General features: G+C 66.5%; 24 protein-coding genes and 1 pseudogene. 12 read left to right on the top strand and 13 right to left on the bottom strand.

The window, feature by feature from the left end; all coding sequences use genetic code 11:
* Positions 1 to 55: 55 nt before the first annotated feature.
* The 4 genes from AC4BAR_RS07535 to AC4BAR_RS07520 form a co-directional block, all read right to left on the bottom strand.
* Complete coding sequence (locus AC4BAR_RS07535; RefSeq protein ID WP_490627234.1) at positions 56 to 1,207, bottom strand: porin; 1,152 nt, start codon at positions 1,205 to 1,207, stop codon at positions 56 to 58.
* A gap of 303 nt (positions 1,208 to 1,510) precedes the next feature.
* Entirely contained in the window at positions 1,511 to 1,903 is a 393-nt protein-coding gene (gene rpsI / locus AC4BAR_RS07530) for a 30S ribosomal protein S9 (RefSeq protein ID WP_490627233.1), read from the bottom strand.
* 11 nt (positions 1,904 to 1,914) lie between these two features.
* Positions 1,915 to 2,346 carry a 50S ribosomal protein L13 gene (rplM, locus tag AC4BAR_RS07525; protein WP_490627232.1) on the bottom strand — a complete coding sequence of 144 codons (432 nt, stop codon included), beginning with the start codon at positions 2,344 to 2,346 and terminating at the stop codon, positions 1,915 to 1,917.
* Positions 2,347 to 2,542: 196 nt separating this feature from the next.
* On the bottom strand, positions 2,543 to 2,779 hold the full coding sequence (locus AC4BAR_RS07520; protein ID WP_490627231.1) for a hypothetical protein: 237 nt from the start codon (positions 2,777 to 2,779) through the stop codon (positions 2,543 to 2,545).
* An 83-nt stretch (positions 2,780 to 2,862) separates the two neighbouring features.
* Between AC4BAR_RS07520 and AC4BAR_RS07515 the strand changes: the two genes are divergently transcribed.
* Positions 2,863 to 3,789 carry a 23S rRNA (adenine(2030)-N(6))-methyltransferase RlmJ gene (locus tag AC4BAR_RS07515; RefSeq protein ID WP_490627914.1) on the top strand — a complete coding sequence of 309 codons (927 nt, stop codon included), beginning with the start codon at positions 2,863 to 2,865 and terminating at the stop codon, positions 3,787 to 3,789.
* 20 nt (positions 3,790 to 3,809) lie between these two features.
* Here AC4BAR_RS07515 and AC4BAR_RS07510 read toward each other — a convergent pair whose 3' ends face one another.
* A complete protein-coding gene (locus AC4BAR_RS07510; protein ID WP_490627230.1) occupies positions 3,810 to 4,646 on the bottom strand; it encodes a DUF6279 family lipoprotein in 837 nt (278 codons plus the stop codon).
* Positions 4,647 to 4,692: 46 nt separating this feature from the next.
* On the opposite strand from AC4BAR_RS07510, the gene glmU reads away from it, so the two are divergent.
* The 5 genes from glmU to AC4BAR_RS07485 all read left to right on the top strand — a co-directional run bounded on the left by glmU (position 4,693) and on the right by AC4BAR_RS07485 (position 9,848).
* The gene (glmU, locus tag AC4BAR_RS07505) at positions 4,693 to 6,117 is read left to right on the top strand and encodes a bifunctional UDP-N-acetylglucosamine diphosphorylase/glucosamine-1-phosphate N-acetyltransferase GlmU (protein ID WP_490627229.1); all 1,425 of its coding nucleotides are present in this window, start codon (positions 4,693 to 4,695) and stop codon (positions 6,115 to 6,117) included.
* Positions 6,118 to 6,201: 84 nt separating this feature from the next.
* Positions 6,202 to 8,070 (top strand): glutamine--fructose-6-phosphate transaminase (isomerizing), encoded by a 1,869-nt coding sequence (glmS, locus tag AC4BAR_RS07500; protein ID WP_490627228.1) that lies wholly within the window; start codon positions 6,202 to 6,204, stop codon positions 8,068 to 8,070.
* 97 nt (positions 8,071 to 8,167) lie between these two features.
* Complete coding sequence (locus AC4BAR_RS07495) at positions 8,168 to 8,509, top strand: hypothetical protein (protein ID WP_490627227.1); 342 nt, start codon at positions 8,168 to 8,170, stop codon at positions 8,507 to 8,509.
* Positions 8,506 to 9,345: a Crp/Fnr family transcriptional regulator gene (locus tag AC4BAR_RS07490; protein WP_490627226.1), complete on the top strand. Its 840-nt coding sequence runs from the start codon at positions 8,506 to 8,508 to the stop codon at positions 9,343 to 9,345. Before AC4BAR_RS07495 ends, AC4BAR_RS07490 begins: the two co-directional genes overlap by 4 nt.
* A gap of 257 nt (positions 9,346 to 9,602) precedes the next feature.
* The gene (locus AC4BAR_RS07485; RefSeq protein ID WP_490627932.1) at positions 9,603 to 9,848 is read left to right on the top strand and encodes a hypothetical protein; all 246 of its coding nucleotides are present in this window, start codon (positions 9,603 to 9,605) and stop codon (positions 9,846 to 9,848) included.
* Here the strand turns inward: AC4BAR_RS07485 and AC4BAR_RS07480 are convergent.
* The 8 genes from AC4BAR_RS07480 to AC4BAR_RS07445 form a co-directional block, all read right to left on the bottom strand.
* Entirely contained in the window at positions 9,751 to 10,119 is a 369-nt protein-coding gene (locus tag AC4BAR_RS07480) for a hotdog domain-containing protein (RefSeq protein WP_490627225.1), read from the bottom strand. The two genes, AC4BAR_RS07485 and AC4BAR_RS07480, sit on opposite strands and share 98 nt — an antisense overlap.
* Before the next feature lie 20 nt (positions 10,120 to 10,139).
* Positions 10,140 to 11,342 (bottom strand): 3-oxoadipyl-CoA thiolase, encoded by a 1,203-nt coding sequence (gene pcaF / locus AC4BAR_RS07475; RefSeq protein WP_490627224.1) that lies wholly within the window; start codon positions 11,340 to 11,342, stop codon positions 10,140 to 10,142.
* A 73-nt stretch (positions 11,343 to 11,415) separates the two neighbouring features.
* Positions 11,416 to 12,918 (bottom strand): 3-hydroxyacyl-CoA dehydrogenase, encoded by a 1,503-nt coding sequence (locus AC4BAR_RS07470; protein WP_490627223.1) that lies wholly within the window; start codon positions 12,916 to 12,918, stop codon positions 11,416 to 11,418.
* Positions 12,912 to 13,649, bottom strand: a complete 738-nt coding sequence (locus tag AC4BAR_RS07465; RefSeq protein WP_490627913.1) for an enoyl-CoA hydratase-related protein — start codon at positions 13,647 to 13,649, stop codon at positions 12,912 to 12,914. The genes AC4BAR_RS07470 and AC4BAR_RS07465 overlap by 7 nt, the downstream gene beginning before the upstream one ends.
* 73 nt (positions 13,650 to 13,722) lie before the next feature.
* A complete protein-coding gene (gene boxA / locus AC4BAR_RS07460) occupies positions 13,723 to 14,991 on the bottom strand; it encodes a benzoyl-CoA 2,3-epoxidase subunit BoxA (RefSeq protein ID WP_490627222.1) in 1,269 nt (422 codons plus the stop codon).
* A gap of 81 nt (positions 14,992 to 15,072) precedes the next feature.
* Positions 15,073 to 16,500, bottom strand: coding sequence for a benzoyl-CoA 2,3-epoxidase subunit BoxB (boxB, locus tag AC4BAR_RS07455; RefSeq protein WP_490627221.1), 1,428 nt, complete (start codon positions 16,498 to 16,500; stop codon positions 15,073 to 15,075).
* Positions 16,501 to 16,510: 10 nt separating this feature from the next.
* Entirely contained in the window at positions 16,511 to 18,169 is a 1,659-nt protein-coding gene (gene boxC, locus AC4BAR_RS07450; RefSeq protein ID WP_490627220.1) for a 2,3-epoxybenzoyl-CoA dihydrolase, read from the bottom strand.
* Between the two features lie 114 nt (positions 18,170 to 18,283).
* Positions 18,284 to 19,258 carry a helix-turn-helix transcriptional regulator gene (locus tag AC4BAR_RS07445; RefSeq protein ID WP_490627219.1) on the bottom strand — a complete coding sequence of 325 codons (975 nt, stop codon included), beginning with the start codon at positions 19,256 to 19,258 and terminating at the stop codon, positions 18,284 to 18,286.
* 82 nt (positions 19,259 to 19,340) lie between these two features.
* Here AC4BAR_RS07445 and AC4BAR_RS07440 point away from each other — a divergent pair, with 82 nt between their 5' ends.
* The 6 genes and pseudogenes from AC4BAR_RS07440 to AC4BAR_RS07415 all read left to right on the top strand — a co-directional run.
* On the top strand, positions 19,341 to 19,808 hold the full coding sequence (locus AC4BAR_RS07440; RefSeq protein WP_490627218.1) for a DUF4863 family protein: 468 nt from the start codon (positions 19,341 to 19,343) through the stop codon (positions 19,806 to 19,808).
* 24 nt (positions 19,809 to 19,832) lie between these two features.
* Positions 19,833 to 21,383, top strand: coding sequence for a 3,4-dehydroadipyl-CoA semialdehyde dehydrogenase (locus AC4BAR_RS07435; protein ID WP_490627217.1), 1,551 nt, complete (start codon positions 19,833 to 19,835; stop codon positions 21,381 to 21,383).
* A gap of 23 nt (positions 21,384 to 21,406) precedes the next feature.
* A complete protein-coding gene (locus AC4BAR_RS07430) occupies positions 21,407 to 22,999 on the top strand; it encodes a benzoate-CoA ligase family protein (protein ID WP_490627216.1) in 1,593 nt (530 codons plus the stop codon).
* Positions 22,996 to 23,793 (top strand): alpha/beta fold hydrolase, encoded by a 798-nt coding sequence (locus AC4BAR_RS07425; protein WP_490627215.1) that lies wholly within the window; start codon positions 22,996 to 22,998, stop codon positions 23,791 to 23,793. Before AC4BAR_RS07430 ends, AC4BAR_RS07425 begins: the two co-directional genes overlap by 4 nt.
* 30 nt (positions 23,794 to 23,823) lie before the next feature.
* Positions 23,824 to 24,993, top strand: coding sequence for an ABC transporter substrate-binding protein (locus AC4BAR_RS07420; protein WP_490627214.1), 1,170 nt, complete (start codon positions 23,824 to 23,826; stop codon positions 24,991 to 24,993).
* A 6-nt stretch (positions 24,994 to 24,999) separates the two neighbouring features.
* A pseudogene (locus AC4BAR_RS07415) lies at positions 25,000 to 25,131 on the top strand (branched-chain amino acid ABC transporter permease); the annotation flags it as partial.

Genomic DNA, 25,131 nt, shown 5'->3' with positions numbered 1-25,131 from the left:
GTAGGCCATGCGCCGGTGGCACCCGGCCACTGCCGGTGTGCCCTCTGAAGCCACCTCAGTACTGCAACTGCAGGCCCAGGATGAAGGCGTCGATGCTGGCGCTGGCCTGCGGCTTGACCTTGCGGTAGTCGGCCACGATGCGGGCATTGGCGCCGTCGATCACGTAGTTCAGGCCCAGGTCGGTCTGCTTGAGGTCAGCCCCGGTGGCGTCGGCATCGAACTTCTGAAAACGCACAAAGGGTTGCAGCCGACCCCAACCCAGCTTGTCCGGGAACATGAAGGCCGCCACGACCAGCCCCGACTTGCCAGGCAGCAAGCCGGGGGATGAGACATCCACCGCACCGGCCGCCGCGCTGAAGTCGTATTTGCCGTAGCCGCCCTCCAGGGTCAACACGCCTGCCGGCAACTTTTTCTCCAGCAACAGGTCCAGCCCGTAGGCGGTGTAGTTGTCGCGCGTGGTGGCGTTGCCCACACCGTCCTTCTGGCTCTGCGCCACCAGGCCCAGCGTCAGGATGTCGGCCCCACCGTAGTAGGTGCTGCCGGTCAGGTAGGCCGGGGCGGGCTCGGCGTCCCAGAAATTGAATGCCACACGCCCCGCGTACAGCAGCGAGCTCGACTGGTTGGAGCCCCCCACCACGCGGTTGCGCCCCTTGAAGGCGCCCAGCGAGTAAACCAGCTTCTTGTCCAGCACCTTGCCCCAGACCACCGCGCCGTCGTCGCGGCTGGCAAACTTGGAATAGAACTGGGAGGTCACGCCGGGGAACTCGTAGGGCACGATGTAATAGCCGCCCGACAGGTTGGCGCGGTCGGATGGAATGATGGTGCGACCGATGGCCAGATTGAACGCCGGCGAAAACTGCAGTTCACCGTAGGCGTCCAGCACACGGACCTTGTCATCGGCGTCCTTCTCGGTGTTGAAGGTCAGCTTGATGGTCTTGCTGAGCGATGCGCCCAGGTAGATGCGTGCGCTGTCGACGTTGAAGTCGCTGGAGCGGCTGGTGCCATTGAGCGCGCCTTTTTCGACGCTGCTGAAGCTGGTCTTCAGGCCCAGGCCGATGCTGAGGGATTTGTCGTCGCCCAGGGAAAAGGTCGCTCCGGCATGGGCAGCGCCGAGGGCGCCAGCCAGTCCGGCGCCGACCAGCACCTGGCGCAGGGTCAGTTGAAACGACCGGGACTTTGCAGCGGGATCAGAGGGGGTCTTTGGCATGAGGGGCTCTCCTTGGGTGCGTTGGTCAGTCGCTGGTAAAACCAGACCAGAAGCTGGTCTGATGTCAGCGTAAAGACGCGGTCTCAGGCCCTCAATACGCCCTCCAGCGTACGGCGCCAAGCCGGTGCACCCGTCGCTGTGGCCCAGCCCAAAAAACGCACCGCACAAGGGCCCAAACGCGGCGTTTTCGCCCCCGCCGCACCCCCTTGGGCCGCACCGAACCAAAGCCGGGCGTGGCCCCAAAAGCACAAAGCCGCAGCAGGTGACCCTGCTGCGGCTTTGTGGGGGCGAACCCGAAGCGGTTTAGCGCTTGGAGAACTGCTTGCGACGGCGGGCGCCGTGCAGGCCGACCTTCTTACGCTCGACTTCACGCGCATCGCGCGTCACGAAGCCGGCTTGGCTCAGCGCGGGCTTGAGCGTCGCGTCGTAGTCGATCAGCGCACGGGTGATGCCGTGACGCGTCGCGCCGGCCTGGCCGGACTCGCCGCCGCCGTGCACGTTGACGAGGATGTCAAACGTTTCGACGTGGTTGGTCAGGTGCAGGGGCTGCTTGACGATCATGATGGAGGTTTCGCGGCCGAAGAAATCGGACACGTCCTTGCCATTCACGCGGATCTGGCCAGAGCCTTTTTTCAGAAACACACGGGCGACGCTGGATTTGCGACGGCCGGTGCCATTGTTCCAATCACCAATCATCTCAAGGCTCCTTAGATTGCCAGCACTTTAGGCTGTTGGGCGGTATGGGGATGCTCTGCACCGCCATAAACCTTGAGTTTCTTGATCATCGCGTAGCCAAGCGGGCCCTTGGGCAGCATGCCCTTGACGGCCTTTTCCAGCGCACGGCCGGGGTGCTTGGACTGCATGTCGCGGAAGTTGGTCGCGCTGATGCCGCCGGGGTAACCCGAGTGGCGGTAGTAGATCTTGTCAGTCGACTTGGCGCCGGTGACGCGCAGCTGGGCTGCGTTGATGATGACGATGAAGTCACCGGTATCGACGTGAGGCGTGTAAATGGCCTTGTGTTTGCCGCGCAAACGGAGAGCAACTTCGCTGGCTACTCGTCCGAGGACCTTGTCGGTCGCGTCAATCACAAACCACTCGTGCGTCACGTCAGCGGGTTTGGCGCTGAACGTTTTGGTCATGAGTTTTTCTCTGTAAAGAGGGTTTGGTCAGCTCTTTTCCACGGTCGGTTTTCCTCTGATGGGAATCTCTTAGGTGGGGTTGCGCCCGGACACGGATGCCCCAACGTCTTCGCCGCGGAGCCAGAAAATCGCTGCGAAGCCTGTGATTATATGAAAAATCAACGACTTAGCGCAAGTCGCCGCCCAACGGCCGGGTTCAGCAGTTCAAACGCCACTTGTCCATCACGGTGTTCATTGCCCGGGTCACGGCGTCCATGTGCTTGTCGGCATTGCCGAAACCCGTCATCGCCCAATTGCAGCCGTCGATGGGGTCGGTCTCCATCGGGGCGGGAACCTGGATCTGCACCTGGTCTTTGATGACTTGGGGGTCCAGGTGGACCAGGCGGTGCACCTCGGCCTGGATTTCCTGGCGGGTTTTCAACTCACGGTTCATAGCGATGGCCTCCACATTTTGCGAGGCCGCATTATGCGGCGAAGCCGCCGCTGGGCCCAGGCACACGGGTTACCATGCCCCCCATGTTCAGTTACCGCCACGCCTTCCACGCCGGCAACCACGCCGACGTGCTCAAACACCTGGTGCTGGTGGCCATGCTCAAGCACCTGACCGAAAAAGAAGCGCCCTTGACGGTGATCGACACCCATGCCGGCGCCGGCCTGTACCGGCTCGATGGCGATTTCACCGCCACCAGCGGCGAGGCCGCCGAGGGCATTTTCCGGCTGATGGGCCAGACCAGCGCCGCTGGCGCTCCCCCGCTGGCCACCGCCTTGCAGGATTACCTGGAGGTGGTGCAGGCCTTCAATGCTGGCGCCAAGGCCAATGCCCCACCCCGCGCCTATCCTGGTTCGCCCTTTGTGGTGCAGCACTGGCTGCGCGAGCAGGACAAGCTCAAGCTGTTTGAGCTGCACCCCACCGACAGCCGCACGCTGTCGGCCAACATCGCCCAATTGGAGGCCGGCCGGCAGATCGCGGTGCTGACCGAGGACGGTTTCGAGGGCCTGAAGAAATTCATCCCGCCGCCCGCCCGGCGTGCCCTGGTGCTGTGCGACCCCAGCTACGAGCTGAAAACCGATTACGCCCGGGTGGCGGCGATGCTGGGCGAGGCGCTGAAGCGCTTTGCCACCGGCACCTACGCGGTCTGGTACCCGGTGATTCCGCGCCCCGAGGCGCACGACCTGCCGCGCAAGCTCAAAACCCTGGCCACCAAGGCTGGCAAACCCTGGCTGCACGCCACGCTGGCCATCAAGTCGGGCAAGCCGGTGCTGGCCACCGACAAGGTGGGGCTGGACCTCAAGGCCCCACGCCCCGGCCTCACGGCCAGCGGCATGTTCATCGTCAACCCACCGTTCAGCCTGAAACCGGCGCTGGCGGAGGCCTTGCCACAGCTGGTCAAGCTGCTGGGCCAGGACAAGGCGGCCAGGCACACCCTGGAATCGGCCGGCTGAAGCCGGGCGGCACTGGGCCTTCAGGACTGGGCCGCCAGGGCCCGGAAATCCCGCTCATAGCCCTTCAGCCGCTTGACCGCGCTCTCGCGCTGCGCCGGCGTGGTGCTGTTGTGCAGCGTGGCAAAGCCGGCGCAGCCGGCTTTCAACTGCGCATCGGCATAGGCCCGGTAGGCCGGCGGGCCTGTGCGTAATGCGCGTTGGGCCACGCCGTGCAGCAGGTCGCGGGCCACCGGCAGCGCCGGCTTGTCAGTGGCGATCTGCCGCATGGTGTCCTGCAAGTCCCGGTGGCGGCGCTGGCGCTCGGCATGAGCCAGCGAGTCGTCGCGCGGCGACTGTGCGAGCTGCTCGCGCAGCACCGCCCGCTGTGGCTCGGCCAAGGACCCGTAAATCCGCTCCACATCGTCCAGGGTTTTCTCAAAGCGCCGCTTGGCCCGCTCTTCCAGCGTGCCTTCCAGCCACAGCTTGCGGTAGTCGGCGTCGGTGCGGGCGTATTTGCGGGTCATCTGTTCAAACTGCGCCGGTTTCATGGTCAACGCCAATTCGGCCGCGGCCGGCTCGGCCTGCGCGGCCAGCCGATCGAGGTTGCTGCGCACCTCCTCGGCGAAGGTGCACACCTGCTCGGCGGTCAAAGGGCCTGGCATGCGCTGGGCAGCACGCTGCAGGCTGTCGGCGTAGCGCAGCAGCTCGTTGCGGCGGTGCCATTGCTGGTATTGGGCCAGGTCGCTGCGCACCCGGGGCGACTGCGCCTCGTCAAAGTCCACGTAGGCGTCCAGCCACCAGAACATCACCTCGGGCGCGCTGTTGTAGACCAGCTTCATCGCGCTGCAGGCCTGCAACAACAGCACCAAGGCCAGCAACCCGATAATCCGGCACGCATTCAGGCGATTGGTTTGAGGAACAGACATGCAGCACAGCATAAGCGACACCCCGTTGCCACCCATTGATGTGGTCATCATGGCCGCCGGCAAAGGCACGCGCATGAAGAGCCGGCTGCCCAAGGTGCTGCACCGGCTGGCCGGCACCGCCCTGCTGGGCCATGTGGTGGCCACCGCGGCGGCGCTCAACGCCCGCCACGGCGTGGTGGTCACAGGCCATGGCGCGCCCGAAGTGGAGGCCTACCTCCACGGCCTGGGCACGACCCTGGCCCTGCAATGTGTGCGCCAGGAGCCGCAGCTGGGCACCGGCCACGCGGTGCAACAGGCCGCCCCGCAGCTGCCCGACGACGGCGTGGTTCTGGTGCTGTCCGGCGATGTGCCGCTGGTGCAGGCCGACACCTTGCGTGCCCTGGTGGCGGCCAGCGGCGGCAGTCGCCTGGCGCTGCTGGGCATGGACCTGCCCGACCCCACAGGCTACGGCCGGCTGGTGTTCGATGCGGCGCTGGGCGAGGGCCGGGTGGCGGCCATCGTCGAGCACAAGGACGCCACGCCCGAGCAGCGCGCCATCCACGCCGTTTACAGCGGCATGATGGCCGTGCCGGCGCGCCAGCTCAAGGCCTGGCTGGCCCGGCTGGACAACCGCAACGCCCAGCAGGAGTACTACCTGACCGACATCGTCAAGTTCGCGGTGGCCGACGGCGTGCCGGTGCTGGCCCACCTGACCACCGACCGCCTGCAGACCGAGGGCATCAACAGCCCCAGCCAGCTGGCTGCGCTGGAACGCGCCTGGCAGCTGCGCCAGGCGCAAGCCTTGATGGACCAGGGCGTGCGGCTGGCCGACCCGGCCCGGCTCGACGTGCGCGGCCAGCTGCAGTGTGGGCAGGACGTGGAGATCGACGTCAACTGCGTGTTCGAGGGCCAGGTGGCGCTGGGCGACGGCGTGCGCATCGGCGCGAACTGCGTGCTGGCCAACTGCCAGCTGGCGGCCGGCGCGGTGATCCACCCCTTCAGCCACATCGACGGCGCCAGCGTCGGCCCCGGGGCGCTGGTCGGGCCCTATGCCCGGCTGCGGCCCGGCACGGTGCTGGGCGCCGAGGTCCACATCGGCAACTTCGTCGAGGTGAAAAACAGCACCCTGGCCGCTGGCGCCAAGGCCAACCACCTGGCTTATCTGGGCGACGCCAGCGTGGGCGAGCGGGTCAACTATGGCGCAGGCAGCATCACCGCCAACTACGACGGTGCCAACAAGCACCGCACCGTGATCGAGGCCGACGTGCATGTGGGCAGCAACTGCGTGCTGGTGGCGCCGGTGACGATAGGCGCCGGCGGCACGGTGGGCGGCGGCTCCACCGTCACCAAGAACACCGCGCCCGGTGCACTGACGGTGGCGCGCGGCAAACAGCTCAGCATTGCCAACTGGCAGCGCCCGGCCAAGACCCCCAAGCCCGGCTGACGCAAGCCCCGGCTGGCCTGCACCGGGCCACGGGGATGGCCCTGCGCTCAGGCGACAATCGGGGCTTGTTTCAGGAGGTGGTTCATGTGTGGCATTGTTGGCGCGGTTTCGCTGCGCAACATCGTTCCGGTGCTGGTACGGGGTTTGCAGCGGCTCGAATACCGGGGCTATGACTCCTGCGGTGTGGCCATCGTTCGGCAAACCGGCCCCCAGGCCGGCCAGCTGCAGCGCAGCCGCAGCACCGCCCGGGTGGCCGCATTGGCCGCCCAGGTCGAGGCCGACCACATCGAGGGGTTCACCGGCATCGCCCACACCCGCTGGGCCACCCACGGCGCACCGGCCGAACACAACGCCCACCCGCATTTCAGCCACGGCCCCGGGACGGACGCGGCGCAGCGCCCCGGCCGGGTGGCCCTGGTGCACAACGGCATCATCGAAAACCACGACGAGCTGCGCAGCGGCCTGCAGGCGCAAGGCTATGTGTTTGCCAGCCAGACCGACACCGAGGTCATTGCCCACCTGATCGACAGCCTGTACCAGGGCGACCTGCGCAGTGCGGTGCAGGCCGCGCTGGCCCATTTGCGCGGCGCCTACGCCATCGCGGTGTTCTGCCAGGACGAACCCCACCGGGTGATTGGCGCCCGCGCCGGCTCCCCGCTGGTGCTGGGCGTGGGCCAGGACGGGCAGACCCATTTCCTGGCCAGCGACGCCATGGCCCTGGCCGGTGTGACCGACCAGATCGTCTACCTCGACGAAGGCGACCTGGCCGACCTGCAGCTGGGTCAGTACACGGTGTTTGACCCGACCGGCCAGCCCGCGCTGCGCCCGGTGCGCACCGTGGTGGCCCACAGCGGCGCGGCCGAGCTGGGCCCCTACCGCCACTACATGCAGAAGGAAATCTTCGAGCAGCCGCGGGCCATTGGCGACACGCTGGAAGGTGTGGCCGGCATCGTGCCTGAGCTGTTCGGCGCCCAGGCCGGCGCGGTGTTCGACGCCATCGACCAGGTGCTGATCCTGGCCTGCGGCACCAGCTACTACAGCGGCTGCGCGGCCAAGTACTGGCTGGAAGACATCGCCCAGATCCCCACCCAGGTGGAGGTGGCCAGCGAGTACCGCTACCGCCGCACCGTGCCGAATCCACGCACCCTGGTGGTCACCATCACCCAATCCGGCGAAACCGCCGACACCCTGGCCGCGCTGCGCCACGCCCAGTCGCTGGGCATGGCCCACACGCTGACCATTTGCAACGTGGCCACCTCGGCCATGGTGCGCGAATGCGCGCTGGCCTACATCACCCGCGCCGGTGTGGAGATCGGTGTGGCCTCCACCAAGGCCTTCACCACCCAGCTGGCCGGCCTGTTCCTGCTGACGCTGGCGCTGGCCAAGGCCAAGGGCCGGCTGGCCGCCGACGACGAGGCCCGCCACCTCAAAGCCATGCGCCACCTGCCCGCCGCGCTGCAGGCGGTGCTGGCACTGGAGCCGCAACTCATCGCCTGGTCGCAGGACTTCGCCAAGGTGGAAAACGCCCTCTTCCTGGGCCGTGGCCTGCACTACCCGATTGCGCTGGAAGGCGCGCTCAAGCTCAAGGAAATCAGCTACATCCACGCCGAGGCCTACCCGGCCGGCGAACTCAAACACGGCCCGCTGGCGCTGGTCACCAGCGCCATGCCGGTGGTGACGGTGGCGCCCAACGACAGCCTGCTGGAAAAGCTCAAAAGCAACCTGCAGGAAGTGCGCGCCCGCGGTGGCGTGCTCTATGTGCTGGCCGACGCCGACACCCGCATTGACAACGCCGAAGGCCTGCATGTGATCCGCATGCCCGAGCACTACGGCGCACTGTCACCGCTGCTGCATGTGGTGCCCTTGCAGCTGCTGGCCTACCACACGGCCTGTGCCCGCGGCACCGATGTCGACAAGCCGCGCAACCTGGCCAAGAGTGTCACGGTGGAGTGAGTGGCCGTGGGTGTCCGATTCGCTCACCGAATGGCGCGTTTTTGGACATTGAGGAATGGTTCTGCCCTCACTAAACTGGCGCGCTTTCGGAGAAGAAATGTCGCGCGAATACGTGAGGTCATTGAAACGCAGCCTGCGCTCCAGCGCGCGAGTCAGTGGTTGTGAAGCCAGTCGAAACCTGAAGCAAGAGAGCGCGCTCTCTTTGCTGAAGCGAAGCGTTGACATGAAACACAAGCGCTTGGCCTTGATTCGTCTCGATGCAGCCATTCGCTTCGACGCCGCCGTCCCGGTGGAGTTCTGGCGCTACTGTTCTCAGGTCGCCAGCGAATCGACCCATGTCGACCTGCGAGCCCTGTTTTCGCGCATCACGCTGGAAGCCGCGCGAAAACGCAGCCCATGGCAAGCGAGTGGCGTCACTGACATGACCGCCATCGCATGACCGAGGCCGGTGATTCGAGACTTGATGACGGCAGCGAACAGGCTTCCCCTTCGGGGGCATTTGCTGCATGCGCGCCATGGCTGGACCAGCTGCCCGAATGCGCGCGACGCCGACTTGTGCTGGCCAGCCACGAGCGGCGCTTCGAGCCGGGGGAGTTGGTGGGAAGGCATGGAACGCCGGCCGTTGAATGGGTGGGCGTGAGTCAAGGCCTTCTCAAAGCACAGACAAGCCAAGGCCCGGGTAAAAAGGTGTTGCTGGCATGTGTTTCCAAAGGAAGCTGGATCGGTGAAGGTTCCATCGTCAGACAGAGCAGCCGGCCTTATGACCTGATTGCGGTGCAAGCCAGTCGGGTGCAGCTTGTCCCTGCGGGCGTGGTACAGCAGCTGCTGGACGAAAGCCTTGAATTCAATCGCCTGATCATGCGGCGGATCGCCGAGCGGCTTTCGCAGCATCTGAGGATGTTGGAGATCGACCGGATGACCGATCCCGTGGTCCGAGTGGCCCGAAGCATCGCCAATCTGTACAACCCGGCGCTCCATCCGCTTTTGGGGCCCAAGCTTCCTTTGTCGCAACAAGAGATTGGAGAACTGACAGGCATGTCCCGTCAAAGCGTCGGAGAGGCTCTGAGAAAACTGCAGTCCAGAGGCTTGCTCAGCATCGGATACGGCGGCCTGGTGGTTCACGACTTGGCAGGTCTGGCATCTGCTGAAAAAGACGATTTCCGGGGACGACGGAACCATCTGGTGGTGGACAGCCGTGCGTCGGCTGGGCGACCTGGTTTCAATTTCCCGCTGCCGCGTCCAACCGTTTTCACAGAATATTTACCCCAAACCTGACTGGGGCGACCCATGGCCGGTCGTTGGTCATTCTGATTCTGGCCACCAAGGCGGGGGTCGCGCCAGCCGATCAGCCTGCCCCTGTTTCGGCGGACTTTGCCATTCGACGCTTTTGGGGGAGACGCCAGAACCGTTTTCCGACCCAGATTGCTTTTGACGGTGACTGCCCCCCGTGGCGCAAACACGGCAGATCACTGGTGGGCGACCCTACCATCGTCGCATTGTGGTGAAGCAGCGACCCGTGGTAAACCCGCGCCATGGACACCATTTACCTTCCGAAATGGCTGTACGAGGCCAAACCGTTTGCCTTGGTCGTGGTGGGCGTCTGCGTGGCCCTCTTTGGCAGTGGCCGACTGGCCGTTTTCAGCGGTGCGGCACTGGCCCTGATTGGCATCTACCTGTGGTTCACACGCCGCGGCAAGCGCCGCAAGATGGCCGAGCAGCAGGCGGCCATGGACGCCAGGCTGCGACGGGAACGAAAGCGGCAGGTGTCGGACGCCTGAGCGGCTGTTTGCGGCTGTCCCTGTCAAACACCCTCGGTGCTGCGGATGGCGGCAAACCGGGTTTCCATGTCGCGCCGCATGGCCCGCCGGATTTCTGCCGCGGCGTGGCGCTGGCGGGCCTCCGGGGTGGCAGGCAGCAGCGGCTGGCGCAGGCATAGGCCACCTGGTCCAGCAGTTTCAGAATGGTGCCGCCATGCACCTTGCCGGAGAAGTTGGCGGTGTCCGGTGTCATCAGCACCGTCATCGTCAACTGGTGGGTGGGCAGATTCATGGCGGTCTCCGTGGACTGGTTCACACCCGCTCAATCACCAGCGCAATGCCCTGCCCCACGCCGATGCACATGGTGCACAGCGCGTAGCGGCCGCCGCTGCGGTGCAACTGGTTGACGGCCGTGGTCACCAGCCTTGCCCCGCTGGCACCCAGCGGATGGCCCAGCGCAATCGCGCCGCCATTGGGGTTCACACGTGGGTCGTCGTCTTGCAGGCCCAGCTGGCGCAACACCGCCAGGCCTTGCGCGGCAAAGGCCTCGTTGAGTTCGATCACGTCCAGCTGGGCCAGGCTCAGGCCGGTCAGGGCCAGCACCTTCTCGGTGGCCGGGGCGGGGCCAATGCCCATCACCCGGGGGGGCACACCGGCGGTGGCCATGCCCAGCACCCGGGCCCGCGGCGTCAGGCCATTGCTCGCGGCCGCTTCCTCGCTGGCCAGCAGCAGCGCACAGGCGCCGTCATTGACGCCGCTGGCGTTGCCGGCGGTCACGGTGCCGTCGGGTTTGACGATGGGTTTGAGTTTGGCCAAGACCTCCAGGCTGGTGTCGCGCGGGTGTTCGTCCTGGCTGACCACAAGGGCGTCGCCCTTCTTTTGCGCGATGCGCACCGGGGTGATTTCGGCGTTGAAGAAGCCGGCCTTCTGGGCCGCCACCGCCTTGGTCTGGCTGGCCAGGGCCATGCGGTCCTGGGCTTCGCGCTCAATCTTGAAGTCGGTGGCGACGTTCTCGGCCGTCTCGGGCATGCTGTCCACGCCGTAAAGTTCTTTCATGCGCTTGTTGACGAAGCGCCAGCCGATGGTGGTGTCGTAAACCGCGTTGGCGCGGCTGAAGGCGCTCTCGGCCTTGGGCATGACAAAGGGCGCACGGCTCATGCTTTCCACGCCGCCGGCAATCATCAGCCCGGCTTCGCCGGCCTTGATGGCGCGGGCGGCTGAGCCCACCGCGTCCAGGCCGGAGCCACACAGGCGGTTGACGGTGGCACCGGGCACGGCCAGCGGCAGGCCGGCCAGCAAGGCGGCCATGCGGGCCACGTTGCGGTTGTCTTCGCCGGCCTGGTTGGCGCAGCCATACAGCACGTCGGCCATCTGGGCCCAGTCCACACCGGGGTTGCGGGCCATCAGGGCCTGGATGGGCAGGGCGGCCAGGTCGTCGGCGCGCACGCTGCTCAAGGCACCGCCGTAGCGGCCAAAGGGCGTGCGCTGCGCGTCGCAAATGTAAGCGTGTTGCATGGAATTTATTCCTCGGAGAGATGAACAAAACGGTGGGCACCAGGACCGGAAAGATGGGGGCGCAGCTCCATTGTCATGCCTCCTTCAAACCTTGTTGGCGCAGCCAGGGGCTGACGCGGTAGCGCTCGCCCCGGTAGTGGTGGTCCAGCCCTTGCAGCAGCCCGACGGTGGTGGCCGCGCCCAGCCGGGCCAGCCATTCGAACGGGCCCTGGGGGTAGTTGACCCCCAGCTTCATGGCCGCATCGGCCCCCTCGGGGGTGCACACGCCCTGCTGGACCGCGTCGGCCGCCTCGTTGACCAGCATGGCCACGGTGCGGCCCACCACCAGGCCAGGCGCATCAGCGATGCGATGGGCATCAAAACCCAGGGCCAACAACCAGCGCTCGGCCTGCGCACACCAGGCGGCGCTGGCGCGGGCCGATGGCGCCCAGGCCAGCGCGCGGCCGGGTTCGGCCGACAACGGCAGGTCGAATACCGCCAGCTCCGCGCCCAGTTCGGTGGCCAGGCGGCCGTCGGTTAGGCGCAGCTGGGCGGCATCGATTTCCAGACCGACCCAGTCGCTGCCCTCTTGGCGCTCGAACGCCCTGCCCTGCTGGACCAGCGCCTGGGCCAGTCGCTCGGCCACCGGGCCGGTGCCATGCAGACACACCGAGGTGGCGGGCGGCAGATCGGCCGGTACAAAAGCGGGGGGCGCCACTTTGGGCGCGTCCTGGGTGTGGTCGAAAAAACCGCGGCCCGACTTGCGGCCCAGCAGCCCGCCGTCCACCAGCTCCCGTTGCACCAGCGAGGGCACAAAACGCTTGTCGAAAAAATTGGCCTCGTAGACCGACTGGGTCACCGCGAAATTGGTGTCGTGGCCAATCAGGTCCATCAGCTCACAAGGCCCCATGCGGAAACCGGCGCCGCGCAAACAGGCATCCAGCACCGTCGGCGTGGCGGCCTGCTCCTGCAACAGCGCCAGCGTTTCGGCGTAATAAGGCCTGGCAATCCGGTTGACGATGAAGCCGGGGGTGGAGCGTGCGTGCACAGCCACCTTGCCCCAGGCCTTGGACAACGCAAACACCTGGGCTGCCACTTCGGCATCGGTCTGCAGGCCAGACACCACCTCCACCAGCCGCATCAGCGGCACCGGGTTGAAGAAATGCATGCCCACCAGCCGACCGGGGTGCTGCAGCCCGTTGGCGATGGCGGTGACCGAAATGGAGGAGGTGTTGGTGGCCAGCACACAGTCGGCAGCCACCACCGCTTCCAGCTGCTGGAACAGGCCGCGTTTGGCCGCCAGCTGCTCGACGATGGCCTCCACCACCAGCCCGGCCGATGCGGCCAACTGCAGCGCGGTGATGACCTCGATGTGGGCCAGAATGTCGGCGGCAGCGGCCTCGGCCATCTTACCCTTGGCCACCAGGGTATTCAGACTGCTGGCCAGACGGGCTTTGCCCTTGGCGGCCGCGCCGTCAAAGGCGTCGTACAACATCACCGCATGGCCGGCCTGGGCCGCAACCTGTGCAATGCCCATGCCCATCACACCGGCGCCAATCACCAGCACCGGGCGGCCTGTCGAAGCGGCCGTCACCACAGCGGGGTCCAGCGCGCCGGGCGCTTGCCCAGAAAGGCGGCAAAACCTTCTCTGGCCTCGTCGGTGCCACGCACCCGGCTGATGGTCTGGGCGGTCAGTTCCTGCACCGCCGCGGCGGTGTCGCCGGTGGGCAGCTGGGAGAACAGCGCCTTGATCTCGGCCTGGGCGTTGGGCCCGCCCAGCAACAGGTTGGACACGGTGATGTCGATGGCGGCGTCCAGCCCGTCCGTCGGCACCACCTTCTGCACCAGCCCCATGGCCAGGGCATCGCTGGCCGACAGGCGCTCGGTGGTGAGTGCCAGCCGCTTGGCCTGGCGCTTGCCCACCGCACTGATCACGTAGGGGCCAATCACCGAGGGCAGGATGCCGAACTTGGCCTCGCTGACGGCAAAGCTGGCGTTGTCTGCGGCAATCGCGATGTCGCACACACAGACCAGGCCCACGCCGCCGCCCAGCGCCGCGCCCTGCACCCGGGCCACGGTGGGCTTGGGGCAGGATTCGATGCGTTTGAGCATGGCGGCAAAGCGGCGCGCGTCCTGCAGATTCCAGTCCAGCGACGCGGTGCTGGCCCGCTGCATCCACTGCAGGTCGGCGCCGGCACTGAAATGTTTGCCGTCGCCGGCCAGCACGATCACCCGGACCCGGGGGTCTTGGGCCAGCTGCGAAAAAGCGGCGTCCAGTTCGCCAATCATGGCCTCGTCAAAGGCGTTGAAGACCTCGGCGCGCGACATGGTGACCCAGGCCACACCCGAGGGGCCGAGCGACAGCTTCAGGGTTTTGAAGGCCTCGTCCAGCGCCAGCGGTTCAGTAAGTTTCAAGGTGCAGTCGTCCTTCTTGTTTCAATGCGGCGCCCAGGGTGTCCCAGTTCAGCCCAGCCTGCTGGGCCACGTCGCGCAGGGCCAGCACCACGCCTTCTTCCATGCTCTTGAGGCCACAGACGTAGAAGCAGGTGTTGGCGTCCTTCAGCAGCGCGGCGAGGTCCGCCGCCCGCTCCCGCATCAGGTCTTGCACATAGCGCTTGGGCGCGCCGGGGGTGCGGGAGAAGGCAAAGTTGGTGTCGATGAAGTCCTTGGGCAGGCTTTGCAGCGGCCCGAAATAAGGCAGCTCTTCCTTGGTGCGGGCGCCGAAGAACAGCATCAGCTTGCCGCCCTCGAACTTGCCCGACTGGCGCAAACGCCGCCGCCATTCCGTCATGGCCCGCATCGGCGCACTGCCGGTGCCGGTACAAATCATCACGATGTTGGAGCGCGGGTGGTTGGGCATCAAGAAGCTGGTGCCGAACGGCCCCACCACCTGCACCTTGTCACCCACCTTCAGGTCGCACATGTGGTTGGACGCCACGCCGCGCACCGGCTGGCCGTCGTGGTCTTCCAGCACCCGCTTGATGGTCAGAGACAGGTTGTTGTACCCCGGCCGCTCGCCGTTGCGCGGGCTGGCAATCGAGTACATGCGGGCATGGTGGGGCTTGCCGTGCGCGTCCTGGCCGGGCGGCAAGACGCCGATGGACTGGCCCTCCAGCACCGGGAAGGGCATGCTGCCAAAGTCCAGCACGATGTGGTGGGTGTCGTAGTCCTTGCCGGCCTCGGTGACCCGCACATTGCCCACCACTGTGGCGGTGAGGGGCGACTTGGGGCCATGCAGATTGGTGTAGGGGTGGGCCGCCGACCAGGGTGGCAGCGTCGCGCCATAGGCCGAGGCGTTGAAGCTGTCGCTGCTGGTGGCGTTGGTGGGGGGCGCGGCGTCCGGTGCCGCGGCATCCGGGGCCACCGCGCTGACGCCAGCCTCGGCCAATTGGTCTGCCGTCCACGCTGGCGGCAACTCGTCCCAGGTCAGCTGCTCGGCCAGGCTGTAGGCCTGGGCCTTGGGCATGGTGCGCCAGTTGTCGATGGAGCCGGTCGGGCAGGGGGAAATGCAGGCCATGCAGAGGTTGCACTTGTCGGCGTCCACCACGTAGTTGCGCGAATCGTGGGTGATGGCCTGAACCGGGCAAATGGCTTCGCAGGTGTTGCAGCGAATGCAGATTTCCGGGTCGATGAGGTGCTGCTGGATGGCAATGCTGCTGGCCGTGGTCATGGCGGGTCTCCTGTGTGGGGGGTGCCTTGTGCACAAGGGGCCGCTGGGGCCCCTTGTGCTGGACTTCCAAGTCGCTCTGGTTCAGTTGAAACGCACGTACTCAAAGTCGGCCGGCTGGCGGTTGATGCCCATCACCGGCGGCGCAATCCAGTTGGCGAACTTGCCCGGCTCCACCACACGGCCCATTAGCGAGGCGACGAAGGCGCGGTCTTCCGCGCTCGGCAGCCACGAGTTGACCTTGGCGTTCCATTCGCTGTCCGACACCACGCGGCCTTCGGGCGACACCTTGGCGCCCGACAGGGCACCGATGTTGCGGTGGAAGGCCTTGTGCGGCACGGTCAGGCGGGTGGGAATGCCGGCTTTTTCCAGCACCTTGTTCCAGCGTTCGACACCGGCCACCGAGTCCTTGATGTAGTCGTCGCGCAGCACCTCGTTCAAGGCGTTGAGCATGGGCACTTCTTTTTCCACCAGCTGGCCGTTCTTGACTTCCAGGATCTTGTAGGTCTGGCTCTTCAGCACATGGTCGTCGACCCGCTTGCCTTCTTCATAGCGGCCCTTCAGGCCGGTGCTGTAGAAGGTGGCGGCGTTGCTGGACTCGTCGGCACCAAACAGGTCGATGGTGACGCTGTAATGGAAGTTGATGTAGCGCTGGATGGTGGGCAGGTCGATCACGCCAGCCGCGCGCAGGCGGCCCACGTCGTCGGTCTTCAGCTCGTTCATGGTCTGGGCGGTGCGCTGGATCACGCGCGAGATGCCGCTCTCACCCACAAACATGTGGTGAGCTTCTTCGGTCAGCATGAACTTGGTAGTGCGGGCCAGCGGCTCGAAGGCGCTTTCCGCCAGGGCACACAGCTGGAACTTGCCATCCCGGTCGGTGAAGTAGGTGAACATGAAGAAGCTCAGCCAGTCCGGCGTGGCTTCGTTGAAGGCACCCAGGATGCGTGGGTTGTCGGCGTCGCCGCTGCGGCGGTCGAGCAGCGCCTCGGCTTCGTCGCGGCCGTCGCGGCCAAAGTGCTTGTGCAGCAGGTAGACCATGGCCCACAGATGGCGGCCTTCTTCGACGTTGATCTGGTACAGGTTGCGCAGGTCGTACATGCTGGGCGCGGTCAGGCCCAGGTGGCGCTGCTGCTCCACCGAGGCCGGCTCGGTGTCGCCTTGCGTGACGATGATGCGGCGCAGGTTGGCGCGGTACTCACCGGGCACGTCGTTCCAGACCTTCTCGCCCTTGTGGTCGCCGAAGTGGATGGTGCGGTCGTTGTCACCGGGGTTCAGGAAGATGCCCCAGCGGTAGTCGCGCATCTTGACGTGGCCGAACTGGGCCCAGCCCTGGGGGTCGACGCTGACGGCGGTGCGCAGGTAGACGTCGGAGTTGGTCGAGCCCTCGGGGCCGATGTCGTCCCACCAGTTGATGAAGTTGGGCTGCCACTGCTCCAGCGCGCGCTGCAGGGTCCGGTCTTCGCTGAGGTTGACGTTGTTCGGGATCTTTTCGCTGTAGTTGACGTTGCTCATGGCTTGCTCCTTAAACACGGTTCCAGTCGAATGCGGCCTTGTTGCCCTTGCCGTACACCTTCAGTGCGCCCATGTCGCCGACGGCGTTGGGGCGCTGGAAGATCCAGTTCTGCCAGGCCGTCAGGCGGCCGAACACGCGGGTGAACATGTTCTCCGGACCATTGAAGCGCAGGTTGGCTTCCATGCCGGTCAGCGCATCGGGCGACATCGCCACCCGCTCTTCCACCGCGATGCGGATTTCGTCGGCCCAGTCGATGTCGTCCGGGTTGGCCGTGACCAGGCCCACCGCGTAGGCCTCGTCGGCGTCCAGCGCCTGGCCCACCTTGGCGCGCACCGCGTCCAGCGCCGGCTGCTCGTCGTAGAAGCGACGGGCCAACCGGCTCTGGCCGGTGACCATGGGGAAATGGCCGAAGTTGATCTCGCCCACGGTGAGCTTGGGGGCCTTGGCCGCGTCGTCTGGCAGCGCCAGGTGGTAGCTGCGGTCGCAGGCCAGCGCCAGTTCCAAAAAGGTGCCGGCGAAACAGGAGCCGACGTCGATCAGGCAGAACAGGCTGCGCGAGGACACGTCCAGGCGGCTGAAGGTGCGGCGCAGCAGGCCCAGCGTCTCGCGCACCAGCCAGTGGCTCTGGTGGGCCAGCAGCGTGGCGTCCATGGCCAGCACGGCGGCGGCGTCGCCCTCGGTCTTGATGATCCAGGTGCCGATGTCCAGCTCGTTGGTGCGCATCTGCAGGATGGCGTCTTCCAGCTCGCGCGCCATTTGCAGCGGGTACCAGGCGGCACCCAAGGCCTCGATCTCGGCCACGGTGCTGGGCTGCACGCCGGTGGGGGCCTTGACGGTCCAGGTGGCGGTGCGCTTGGCGCGGTCCAGCTCAACCACCACGTTCGGGTAGCGCAGCGCGTTCTCGTCGATCTGGCAAGCCACCGGCGGCAGGGCCACACCCTTGCCGTCGGCGGGGCGGTCGCTCTGGACGGCCAGGGCCAGCGCGCGGGCCTTGACCTTCTCGGCAAAGACCTGCGGCTTGGCGATGTCGTCGACCAGGCGCCAGTCCTTGGCCTTCTGGCCACGCACACCCTCGACGCTGGTGCAGAACAGGTCGGCCAGGTCGTGGCGCACATGGCGCTTGTCGGTCACCCGGGTCAGGCCGCCGGTGCCGGGCAACACGCCCAGCAGCGGCACCTCGGGCAGGCTGACCGCGCTGGAGCGGTCGTCTACCAGGATGATCTCGTCGCAGGCCAGGGCCAGCTCGTAACCCCCACCGGCGCAGGCGCCATTGACGGCGGCCAGGAACTTCAGGCCGCTGTGTTTGGACGAGTCTTCCAGGCCGTTGCGGGTTTCGTTGGTGAACTTGCAGAAGTTCACTTTCCAGGAATGGCTGCTGACGCCCAGCATGAAGATGTTGGCGCCGGAGCAGAACACTTTTTCCTTGCCGCTGGTGACCACCACGGTGCGCACCTCGGGGTGCTCGAAGCGGATGCGGTTGATGGCGTCGTTGAGCTCGATGTCCACGCCCAGGTCGTAGCTGTTGAGCTTGAGCTTGTAGCCGGGGCGCAGGCCGGCGCTCTCGTCGAAGTCGGCGACCAGCGTGGCCACCGGGCCGTCAAATTTCAGGGCCCAGTGCTTGTAGCGGCTGGGGTCGGTCTGGTAGTCAACACGAGGAACAGGGCTCACATCGTCTCCTTGGACAGGTAAAATAGTGCACAAACCGAAGTGGTGTGCACGCATAATAGTGCCTATCTCGGAACGAAGTCAAGCACTTTACTGCATCTTTTCAAATTTCTTCGTTCAGACCGGCAGGCGCAGTGCGTCGCGCACCAGGCGCCGCAGCGCGGCCATGGTGTCGGGCAGGGGCTGGGCGCTGGTGTCCAGCGTGAATTCGGCTTTGGAATAAAAGGCCGCCCGGCCGGCCAGGATTTCACGCAGGTCGTCCATGGCCTCTTTGCTGTGGGCCATGGGCCGCATGTCGCCCTGTTCCATGACCCGTTTCATGTGGTCTTCCGGGCTGGCCTGCAGCCAGACCGTGGTGCAGTGGCTCAGCAGCAGGTTGAAATTGGCCGGGTCAGAGACGATGCCGCCGGGCGTGGCGATCACTGCCTCGGGGTAGATCTGGATGGCCTCTTCCATGGCCCGGCGCTCGTAGCGCCGGTAGGCATTGGCACCGTACAGCGCCTGGATTTCGGCCACGCTGCAGCCGGCCACCGTCTCGATCTCCCGGCTCAACTCGATGAAGGGAAAACCCAGGTCTTCGGCCAGCAGCCGGCCCAGCGCCGACTTGCCCGCCCCACGCAGCCCGACCAGCGCGATGCGCGGGCTGCGGGCGGTGTTGCCGCCGCCGGTGCCCAGCAGCTCGCCGATGGCGATGCGCACCCGGCGCAGGGTGGCCTCGTCGCGCTGCTCCAGCAGCTCGCGGATCATCAGCCACTCGGGGGTGCTGGTAGTCACGTCGCCAATGATTTCGGTCAGCGAGGTCTGCAGCGCACCGGCCACCTGCAGCAGCACCAGAATGGAGGCGTTGCCCACCCCGTACTCCAGGTTGGCCAAATGCCTTTCCGACACGTCGGCCATCTGGGCCAGGGCCTTGCGTGTCATGCCGCGACGCGCCCGCAGGCCCGACAGCCGGGTGCCTAGCGCCACCAGAAAGGGGTTTTTTCCTTCGGGCTCGGCGGCCTCCGGCGGCTTGACAACCCCCGCCTGGCCGTCCTCGGGGGGCAGTGGCGTCATCGGTGTTAACCCGGATTTATGCAATATAGTGCTTGACATGGAATAAGTCAGGAATTATCGTTCATCATGCACAATATTTCATATTGCCTCGTTGCGCAAGCCCATACCCGCCCACACCACCATGTCGCCTGAACAATTTCGCACCCAGATCGGCCAGCTGACCGCCCAATTGGCCGGCCGGCCGCTGAACAAAGACCTGCAAGCCTGGCTGAACGCCGAACACGGTGACGGGAGTATCACCTACCAGGCCCTGAAAACCACCTGCCAAACCGGCGTGGCTGAAGGCTGGCTGTGCGACCGCGAAGGCGGTGGCATCCAGTATGGCCGCATCTTCAAGCCCAGCGATGACCTGCATCAATTCTCGGTCGACGTGGTCAACATGCAAGACATCGCCGGCCCCCACCACGCCCACCCGCTGGGCGAAATCGACCTGATCATGCCCATCGAAGGCGAGGCCCGCTTCGACGGCCACAGCGCCGGCTGGCTGGTCTACCCCGCCGGCAGCGCCCACCGCCCCACCGTGTCCAGCGGCCGCGCGCTGGTGCTCTACCTGTTGCCCCAGGGCCGCATCGACTTCACCCCTGCCTGATCACTCCCGCCTGAAAGCCCCTTCATGACCGAACTGCTTCCCAACCTTCTCGCGGGCCGCTGGCAAAACGGCAGCGGCCCCGGCGTGGCCCTGACCGACCCGGTGCTGGGCCATGACCTGGTGCGGGTGGACGCCACCGGGCTGGACCTGGCCGCCGGCTTTGCCTTTGCCCGCGAACAAGGCCGCACGGCGTTGCAGGCCCTGAGCTACAAGGAACGCGCCGCCCTGCTGGCCGCCGCCGTCAAGGTCTTGCAAAGCCACCGCGACGCCTATTACGAGATCGCCACCGCCAACAGCGGCACCGTCAAGAACGACTCTGCGGTGGACATCGACGGCGGCATTTTCACGCTGGGCCTGTACGCCAAGCTCGGTGAATCGCTGGGCGACCGCCATTTCATGCTGGACGGCGAGGCCGCCCGGCTGGGCAAGGACGGGCTGTTCCAGGCCCAGCATGTGCTGACGCCCACCCGCGGCGTGGCCTTGTTCATCAACGCCTTCAACTTCCCGAGCTGGGGCCTGTGGGAAAAGGCCGCCCCGGCGCTGCTGTCGGGGGTGCCGGTGATCGTCAAACCCGCCACCACCACCGCCTGGCTGACCCAGCGCATGGTGAAGGACGTGGTGGACGCTGGCATCTTCCCGCCCGGCGCGCTGTCGGTGGTCTGTGGCAGCTCGGCCGGGCTGATGGACGCGCTGCAGCCCTTTGACGTGGTGTCTTTCACCGGCTCGGCCGAGACCGCGGCGGTGATCCGCTCGCACCCGGCTGTGACCCAGCGCTCGGTACGGGTCAACATCGAGGCCGACAGCATCAACTCGGCCATCCTGCTGCCAGGCGAGGCCGCCGACAGCGCCGCCTTCGAGCTGCTGGCCAAGGAGGTGGTGCGGGAAATGACGGTCAAGTCCGGCCAGAAATGCACCGCCATCCGCCGGGTCTTTGTGCCCGACCACCTGTACGACGCCGCGGCCCAGGCCATTTCGGCCCGGCTGGCCAAGGTGGTGGTGGGCAACCCGCGCCGTGAGGCCGTGCGCATGGGCGCGCTGGTCAACCGCGCACAGCTGCAAAGTGTCCGCGATGGCCTGGCGCAGCTGCAAACCCAGGCCCAGCTGCTGCACGACGGCCAGCAGCACGCGCTGGTGGACGCCGACCCCGCGGTGGCCTGCTGTGTGGGCCCCACGCTGCTGGGCGCCCGCAACGCCGACCAGGCCCACACCGTGCACGACACCGAGGTCTTTGGCCCGGTGGCCACGCTGCTGGCCTACCGCAACAACGACCTGCCCCACGGCCTGGACCTGGTGCGCCGCGGCCAGGGTTCGCTGGTCTGCTCGGTCTACGGCAGCGACCCGGCCGCTTTGGCCCGCGCCGCGCTGGGCCTGGCCGACAGCCATGGCCGGGTGCACGCGGTGTCGCCCGACGTGGCCCAGTCACACACCGGCCACGGCAACGTGATGCCGCAGTCGCTGCACGGCGGGCCCGGCCGCGCCGGCGGCGGCGAAGAACTGGGCGGCCTGCGCGCCCTGAACTTCTACCACCGCCGCAGCGCGCTGCAAGCCAGCGCCGCTGTGCTCGCCGCACTCTGAGCCCCGGCCGCACCCGCCCTGCCATGGAGACCCCCGTGACCCACCACCCCACCGTCAGCCCGCCGCCGGCACGCTTCAATTTCGCCCAGCACCTGATTGACTGCAACCGCAGCCGGCCCACCAAGCTGGCCTACATCGACGACCAGGGCAGCCTCAGCTATGGCGCGCTGGTCGATCAGGTCCAGCGCCTGGCCGCGGCCCTGCTGGCCACCGGCCTGCGGCGTGAAGAACGGGTGCTGCTGCTGGCCCAGGATTGCAGCGACTGGCCCGTGGGTTTTCTGGGTGCGATGCACGCCGGCATCGTGCCGGTGGCGGTGAACACCCTGCTCACCGCCGAAGACTATGCCTACATGCTGCAGCACAGCCGGGCCCAGGCCGTCATCGTCTCGGCCACGCTGCTGCCCACGCTGCAGGCCGCGCTGACCCAGGGCAGGCACGAGGTCAAGGCGGTCATCGTGTCGCGCGCCACGGCCGCCCTGCCCGACGGCATGGTGGCGCTGGACGCGCTGATCGCCGCCCACGAACCACGGGCCCAGGCCGCCGACACCAGCCCCGACGACCCCGGCTTCTGGCTCTACTCCTCCGGCTCCACCGGCAAACCCAAGGGCACGCTGCACAGCCACGGCAGCCCCTACTGGACGGCCGAGCTGTATGGCAAGGCGGTGCTGCATCTGAACGAAAACGACGTCTGCTTTTCGGCCGCCAAGCTGTTCTTTGCCTACGGCCTGGGCAATGGCCTGAGCTTTCCGCTCAGCGTGGGCGCCACCACCATCCTGATGGCAGAACGGCCCACGCCGGATGCCACCTTCAAGCGCTGGCGGGGCGAGGTCGGTGGCGTCAAGCCCACGGTGTTTTTTGGCGCCCCCACCGGCTTTGCCGGCATGCTGGTGTCGCCCGCGCTGCCGGCGCGGCAGGACATCGCACTGCGCCTGGCCTCGTCGGCCGGCGAGGCCTTGCCACGGGACATCGGCGAGCGCTTCACCGCCCATTTCGGGGTGGAGATTGTGGACGGCATCGGCTCCACCGAAATGCTGCACATCTATTTGTCCAACCTGCCCGGCCAGGTGCGCTACGGCACCACCGGCTGGCCGGTGCCGGGCTACGCCATCGCGCTGCGCGACGAAGACGGCCACCCCGTGCCCGACGGTGACGCCGGCGACCTCTACATCCAGGGGCCCAGCGCCGCGCTGATGTACTGGGGCAACCGCGAGAAGTCGCGCGACACCTTCCAGGGCGCCTGGACCAAGAGCGGCGACAAATACACCCGCAACGCCGACGGCACCTACACCTATGCCGGGCGCAGCGACGACATGCTCAAGGTCAGCGGCATCTATGTCTCGCCCTTCGAGGTCGAGGGCACGCTGGTGCAACACCCGGCGGTGCTGGAATGCGCGGTGATCGGCAAGGAAGACGCCGAGGGCCTGACCAAAACCAAGGCCTTTGTGGTGGTCAAGCCCGGCCATGAGGTCGACGCCGCCACGCTGCAGGCCTTTGTCAAGGAACGGCTGGCGCCCTACAAATACCCGCGCTACATCGAGTTCCTGAACGACCTGCCCAAAACCGCCACTGGCAAGATCCAGCGCTTCCGCCTGCGTGAACTGGAGCGCAAGGCATGAGCGGCGTGGACTTCGTCGACATCGATTGGGCCGGCCGCCCGGTGACCATCGAGCACCAGTGGGTCAACGCCGAGCGCACCGACCGGCCGCTGGTGGTGTTTCTGCACGAGGGCCTGGGCTCGGTGGCGATGTGGAAAGACTTTCCGCAAACCCTGTGCGACACCGCCCAGCTGCGCGGACTGGTGTTCTCCCGGCCCGGCTACGGGCGTTCCACGCCCCGCCCGGCTGGCGAGCGCTGGCAGGCCGACTTCATGCACCGCCAGGCGCTGGAGGTCTTGCCGGCGCTGTTGGCCGCCCTGGGCGTGACCGAAAACATCTGGCTGCTGGGCCACAGCGACGGCGGCTCGATCGCGCTGATACACGCCGCCCGCTTCCCCGAGCGGGTGGCCGGCCTGGTGGTGATGGCGCCGCACCTGATGGTGGAAGAGTTTGGCCTGAAAAGCATACGCGCGGCCCGCGTGGCCTACGACACCACCGACCTGAAAACCAAGCTGCAGCGTTACCACGCCGACGCCGATTCCGCCTTTCGGGGCTGGAACGACATCTGGCTGGACCCCAGCTTCCTGCCCTGGAGCATCGAAGCCGAGTTGCCGGCCATCCGCTGCCCCATCCTGGCCGTCCAGGGCCTGGACGACGAGTACGGCACGCTGGAACACATCCACGGCATTGCCCGCCGCCTGCCGCAAACGCGGCTGCTGGAACTGGCCGACTGCGGACATTCGCCGCACCGCGACCAGCCCCAGGCGCTGGTGCGCGCCATCCGCGACTTCATCGGTGAACACACCACCACCTGACCCCCTCACACCCCCACAGGAGACAAACCCATGACCAAGCCATCCACCTTCCAGCGCTGGGGCATTGCCGCGGCCCTCTTCACAGCCGCCACCGCGCAGGCGCAAAGCAGCGAGCCCGTCAAGGTGGGCCTGATGCTGCCCTACACCGGCACCTTTGCCCAGTTGGGCAATGCCATCGAAAACGGCTTCAAGCTCTATGTGCAGGAACAGGGCGGCACGCTGGCCGGCAAGAAAATCGAGTTCTTCAAGGTGGACGACGAGTCCGAGCCGTCCAAGGGCATTGAAAACGCCAACAAGCTGGTGCAGCGCGACAAGGTCGATGTGCTGGTGGGCACCGTGCATTCCGGTGTGGCCATGGGCATGGCCAAGGTGGCGCGCGACAACAAAACCCTGCTCATCGTGCCCAACGCCGGCGCCGACGCCATCACCGGGCCGCTGTGTGCACCCAACGTCTTCCGCACCTCGTTCACCAACTGGCAGCCGGCCTACGGCATGGGCCTGGTGGCGGCCGAGCGCAAACACAAGAACGCCGTCACCATCACCTGGAAATACGCCGCCGGCGAAGAGTCCACCAAGGGCTTCAAGGAAGCCTTTGAATCCAAGGGCGGCAAGGTGGTCAAGGAGCTGAGTGTGCCCTTCCCCACGGTTGAGTTCCAGGCCTTGCTGGCCGAAATCGCCGCCACCAAACCCGACGCGGTGTACGCCTTTTTTGCCGGCGCGGGCGCGGTCAAGTTCGTCAAGGACTACGCCGCCGCCGGCCTGAAGGACAAGATCCCGCTCTATGGTGCGGGCTTCCTGACCGACGGCACCCTGGACGCCCAGGGCGACGCCGCCAATGGCCTGCTGACCGCGCTGCACTACGCCGACGGGCTGGACACGCCACGCGACAAGGCCTTCCGCCTCAGCTACGCCAAGACCTACAAGCTGCAGCCCGACGTCTACGCGGTGCAGGGCTACGACGCGGCCCAGATGCTGGCGGCCGGCCTGAAGGCCGCCGGGGGCGACATTGCCAAACGCGACGCCGTCGTCAAAGGCATGGAGATGGCCAAGATCGACAGCCCGCGCGGCGCCTTCACGCTGTCCAAGGCCCACAACCCGGTGCAGGACATCTACCTGCGCCAGGTGAAGGACAAGGAAAACAAGGTGATCGGTGTGGCCGCCAAGGCGCTGGCCGACCCTGCCCGTGGTTGCCGCTTGTGATCTGACATGGACTTTGGCAACTTCCTGATCCAGCTGCTCAACAGCGTGCAGTACGGCCTGCTGCTGTTCATGCTGGCGGCCGGCCTGACGCTGATCTTCGGCATCATGGGCGTGGTCAACCTGGCCCACGGCAGCTTC

Source organism: Rhodoferax sp. SPJ4 (genome assembly GCF_058216275.1).
This window is presented reverse-complemented; position numbering and strand designations above follow the sequence as displayed.

What these genes read in the sequence shown, in the direction of transcription:
- AC4BAR_RS07535 (WP_490627234.1), bottom strand. Translation starts at nt 1,207, where the DNA reads ATGCCAAAGACCCCCTCTGATCCCGCTGCAAAGTCCCGGTCGTTTCAA.
- rpsI (WP_490627233.1), bottom strand. Translation starts at nt 1,903, where the DNA reads ATGATTGGTGATTGGAACAATGGCACCGGCCGTCGCAAATCCAGCGTC.
- rplM (WP_490627232.1), bottom strand. Translation starts at nt 2,346, where the DNA reads ATGACCAAAACGTTCAGCGCCAAACCCGCTGACGTGACGCACGAGTGG.
- AC4BAR_RS07520 (WP_490627231.1), bottom strand. Translation starts at nt 2,779, where the DNA reads ATGAACCGTGAGTTGAAAACCCGCCAGGAAATCCAGGCCGAGGTGCAC.
- AC4BAR_RS07515 (WP_490627914.1), top strand. Translation starts at nt 2,863, where the DNA reads ATGTTCAGTTACCGCCACGCCTTCCACGCCGGCAACCACGCCGACGTG.
- glmU (WP_490627229.1), top strand. Translation starts at nt 4,693, where the DNA reads ATGCAGCACAGCATAAGCGACACCCCGTTGCCACCCATTGATGTGGTC.
- glmS (WP_490627228.1), top strand. Translation starts at nt 6,202, where the DNA reads ATGTGTGGCATTGTTGGCGCGGTTTCGCTGCGCAACATCGTTCCGGTG.
- AC4BAR_RS07495 (WP_490627227.1), top strand. Translation starts at nt 8,168, where the DNA reads ATGTCGCGCGAATACGTGAGGTCATTGAAACGCAGCCTGCGCTCCAGC.
- AC4BAR_RS07490 (WP_490627226.1), top strand. Translation starts at nt 8,506, where the DNA reads ATGACCGAGGCCGGTGATTCGAGACTTGATGACGGCAGCGAACAGGCT.
- AC4BAR_RS07485 (WP_490627932.1), top strand. Translation starts at nt 9,603, where the DNA reads ATGGACACCATTTACCTTCCGAAATGGCTGTACGAGGCCAAACCGTTT.
- AC4BAR_RS07480 (WP_490627225.1), bottom strand. Translation starts at nt 10,119, where the DNA reads ATGAATCTGCCCACCCACCAGTTGACGATGACGGTGCTGATGACACCG.
- pcaF (WP_490627224.1), bottom strand. Translation starts at nt 11,342, where the DNA reads ATGCAACACGCTTACATTTGCGACGCGCAGCGCACGCCCTTTGGCCGC.
- AC4BAR_RS07465 (WP_490627913.1), bottom strand. Translation starts at nt 13,649, where the DNA reads ATGTCGCGCGCCGAGGTCTTCAACGCCTTTGACGAGGCCATGATTGGC.
- boxA (WP_490627222.1), bottom strand. Translation starts at nt 14,991, where the DNA reads ATGACCACGGCCAGCAGCATTGCCATCCAGCAGCACCTCATCGACCCG.
- boxB (WP_490627221.1), bottom strand. Translation starts at nt 16,500, where the DNA reads ATGAGCAACGTCAACTACAGCGAAAAGATCCCGAACAACGTCAACCTC.
- AC4BAR_RS07445 (WP_490627219.1), bottom strand. Translation starts at nt 19,258, where the DNA reads ATGTCAAGCACTATATTGCATAAATCCGGGTTAACACCGATGACGCCA.
- AC4BAR_RS07440 (WP_490627218.1), top strand. Translation starts at nt 19,341, where the DNA reads ATGTCGCCTGAACAATTTCGCACCCAGATCGGCCAGCTGACCGCCCAA.
- AC4BAR_RS07435 (WP_490627217.1), top strand. Translation starts at nt 19,833, where the DNA reads ATGACCGAACTGCTTCCCAACCTTCTCGCGGGCCGCTGGCAAAACGGC.
- AC4BAR_RS07430 (WP_490627216.1), top strand. Translation starts at nt 21,407, where the DNA reads ATGGAGACCCCCGTGACCCACCACCCCACCGTCAGCCCGCCGCCGGCA.
- AC4BAR_RS07425 (WP_490627215.1), top strand. Translation starts at nt 22,996, where the DNA reads ATGAGCGGCGTGGACTTCGTCGACATCGATTGGGCCGGCCGCCCGGTG.
- AC4BAR_RS07420 (WP_490627214.1), top strand. Translation starts at nt 23,824, where the DNA reads ATGACCAAGCCATCCACCTTCCAGCGCTGGGGCATTGCCGCGGCCCTC.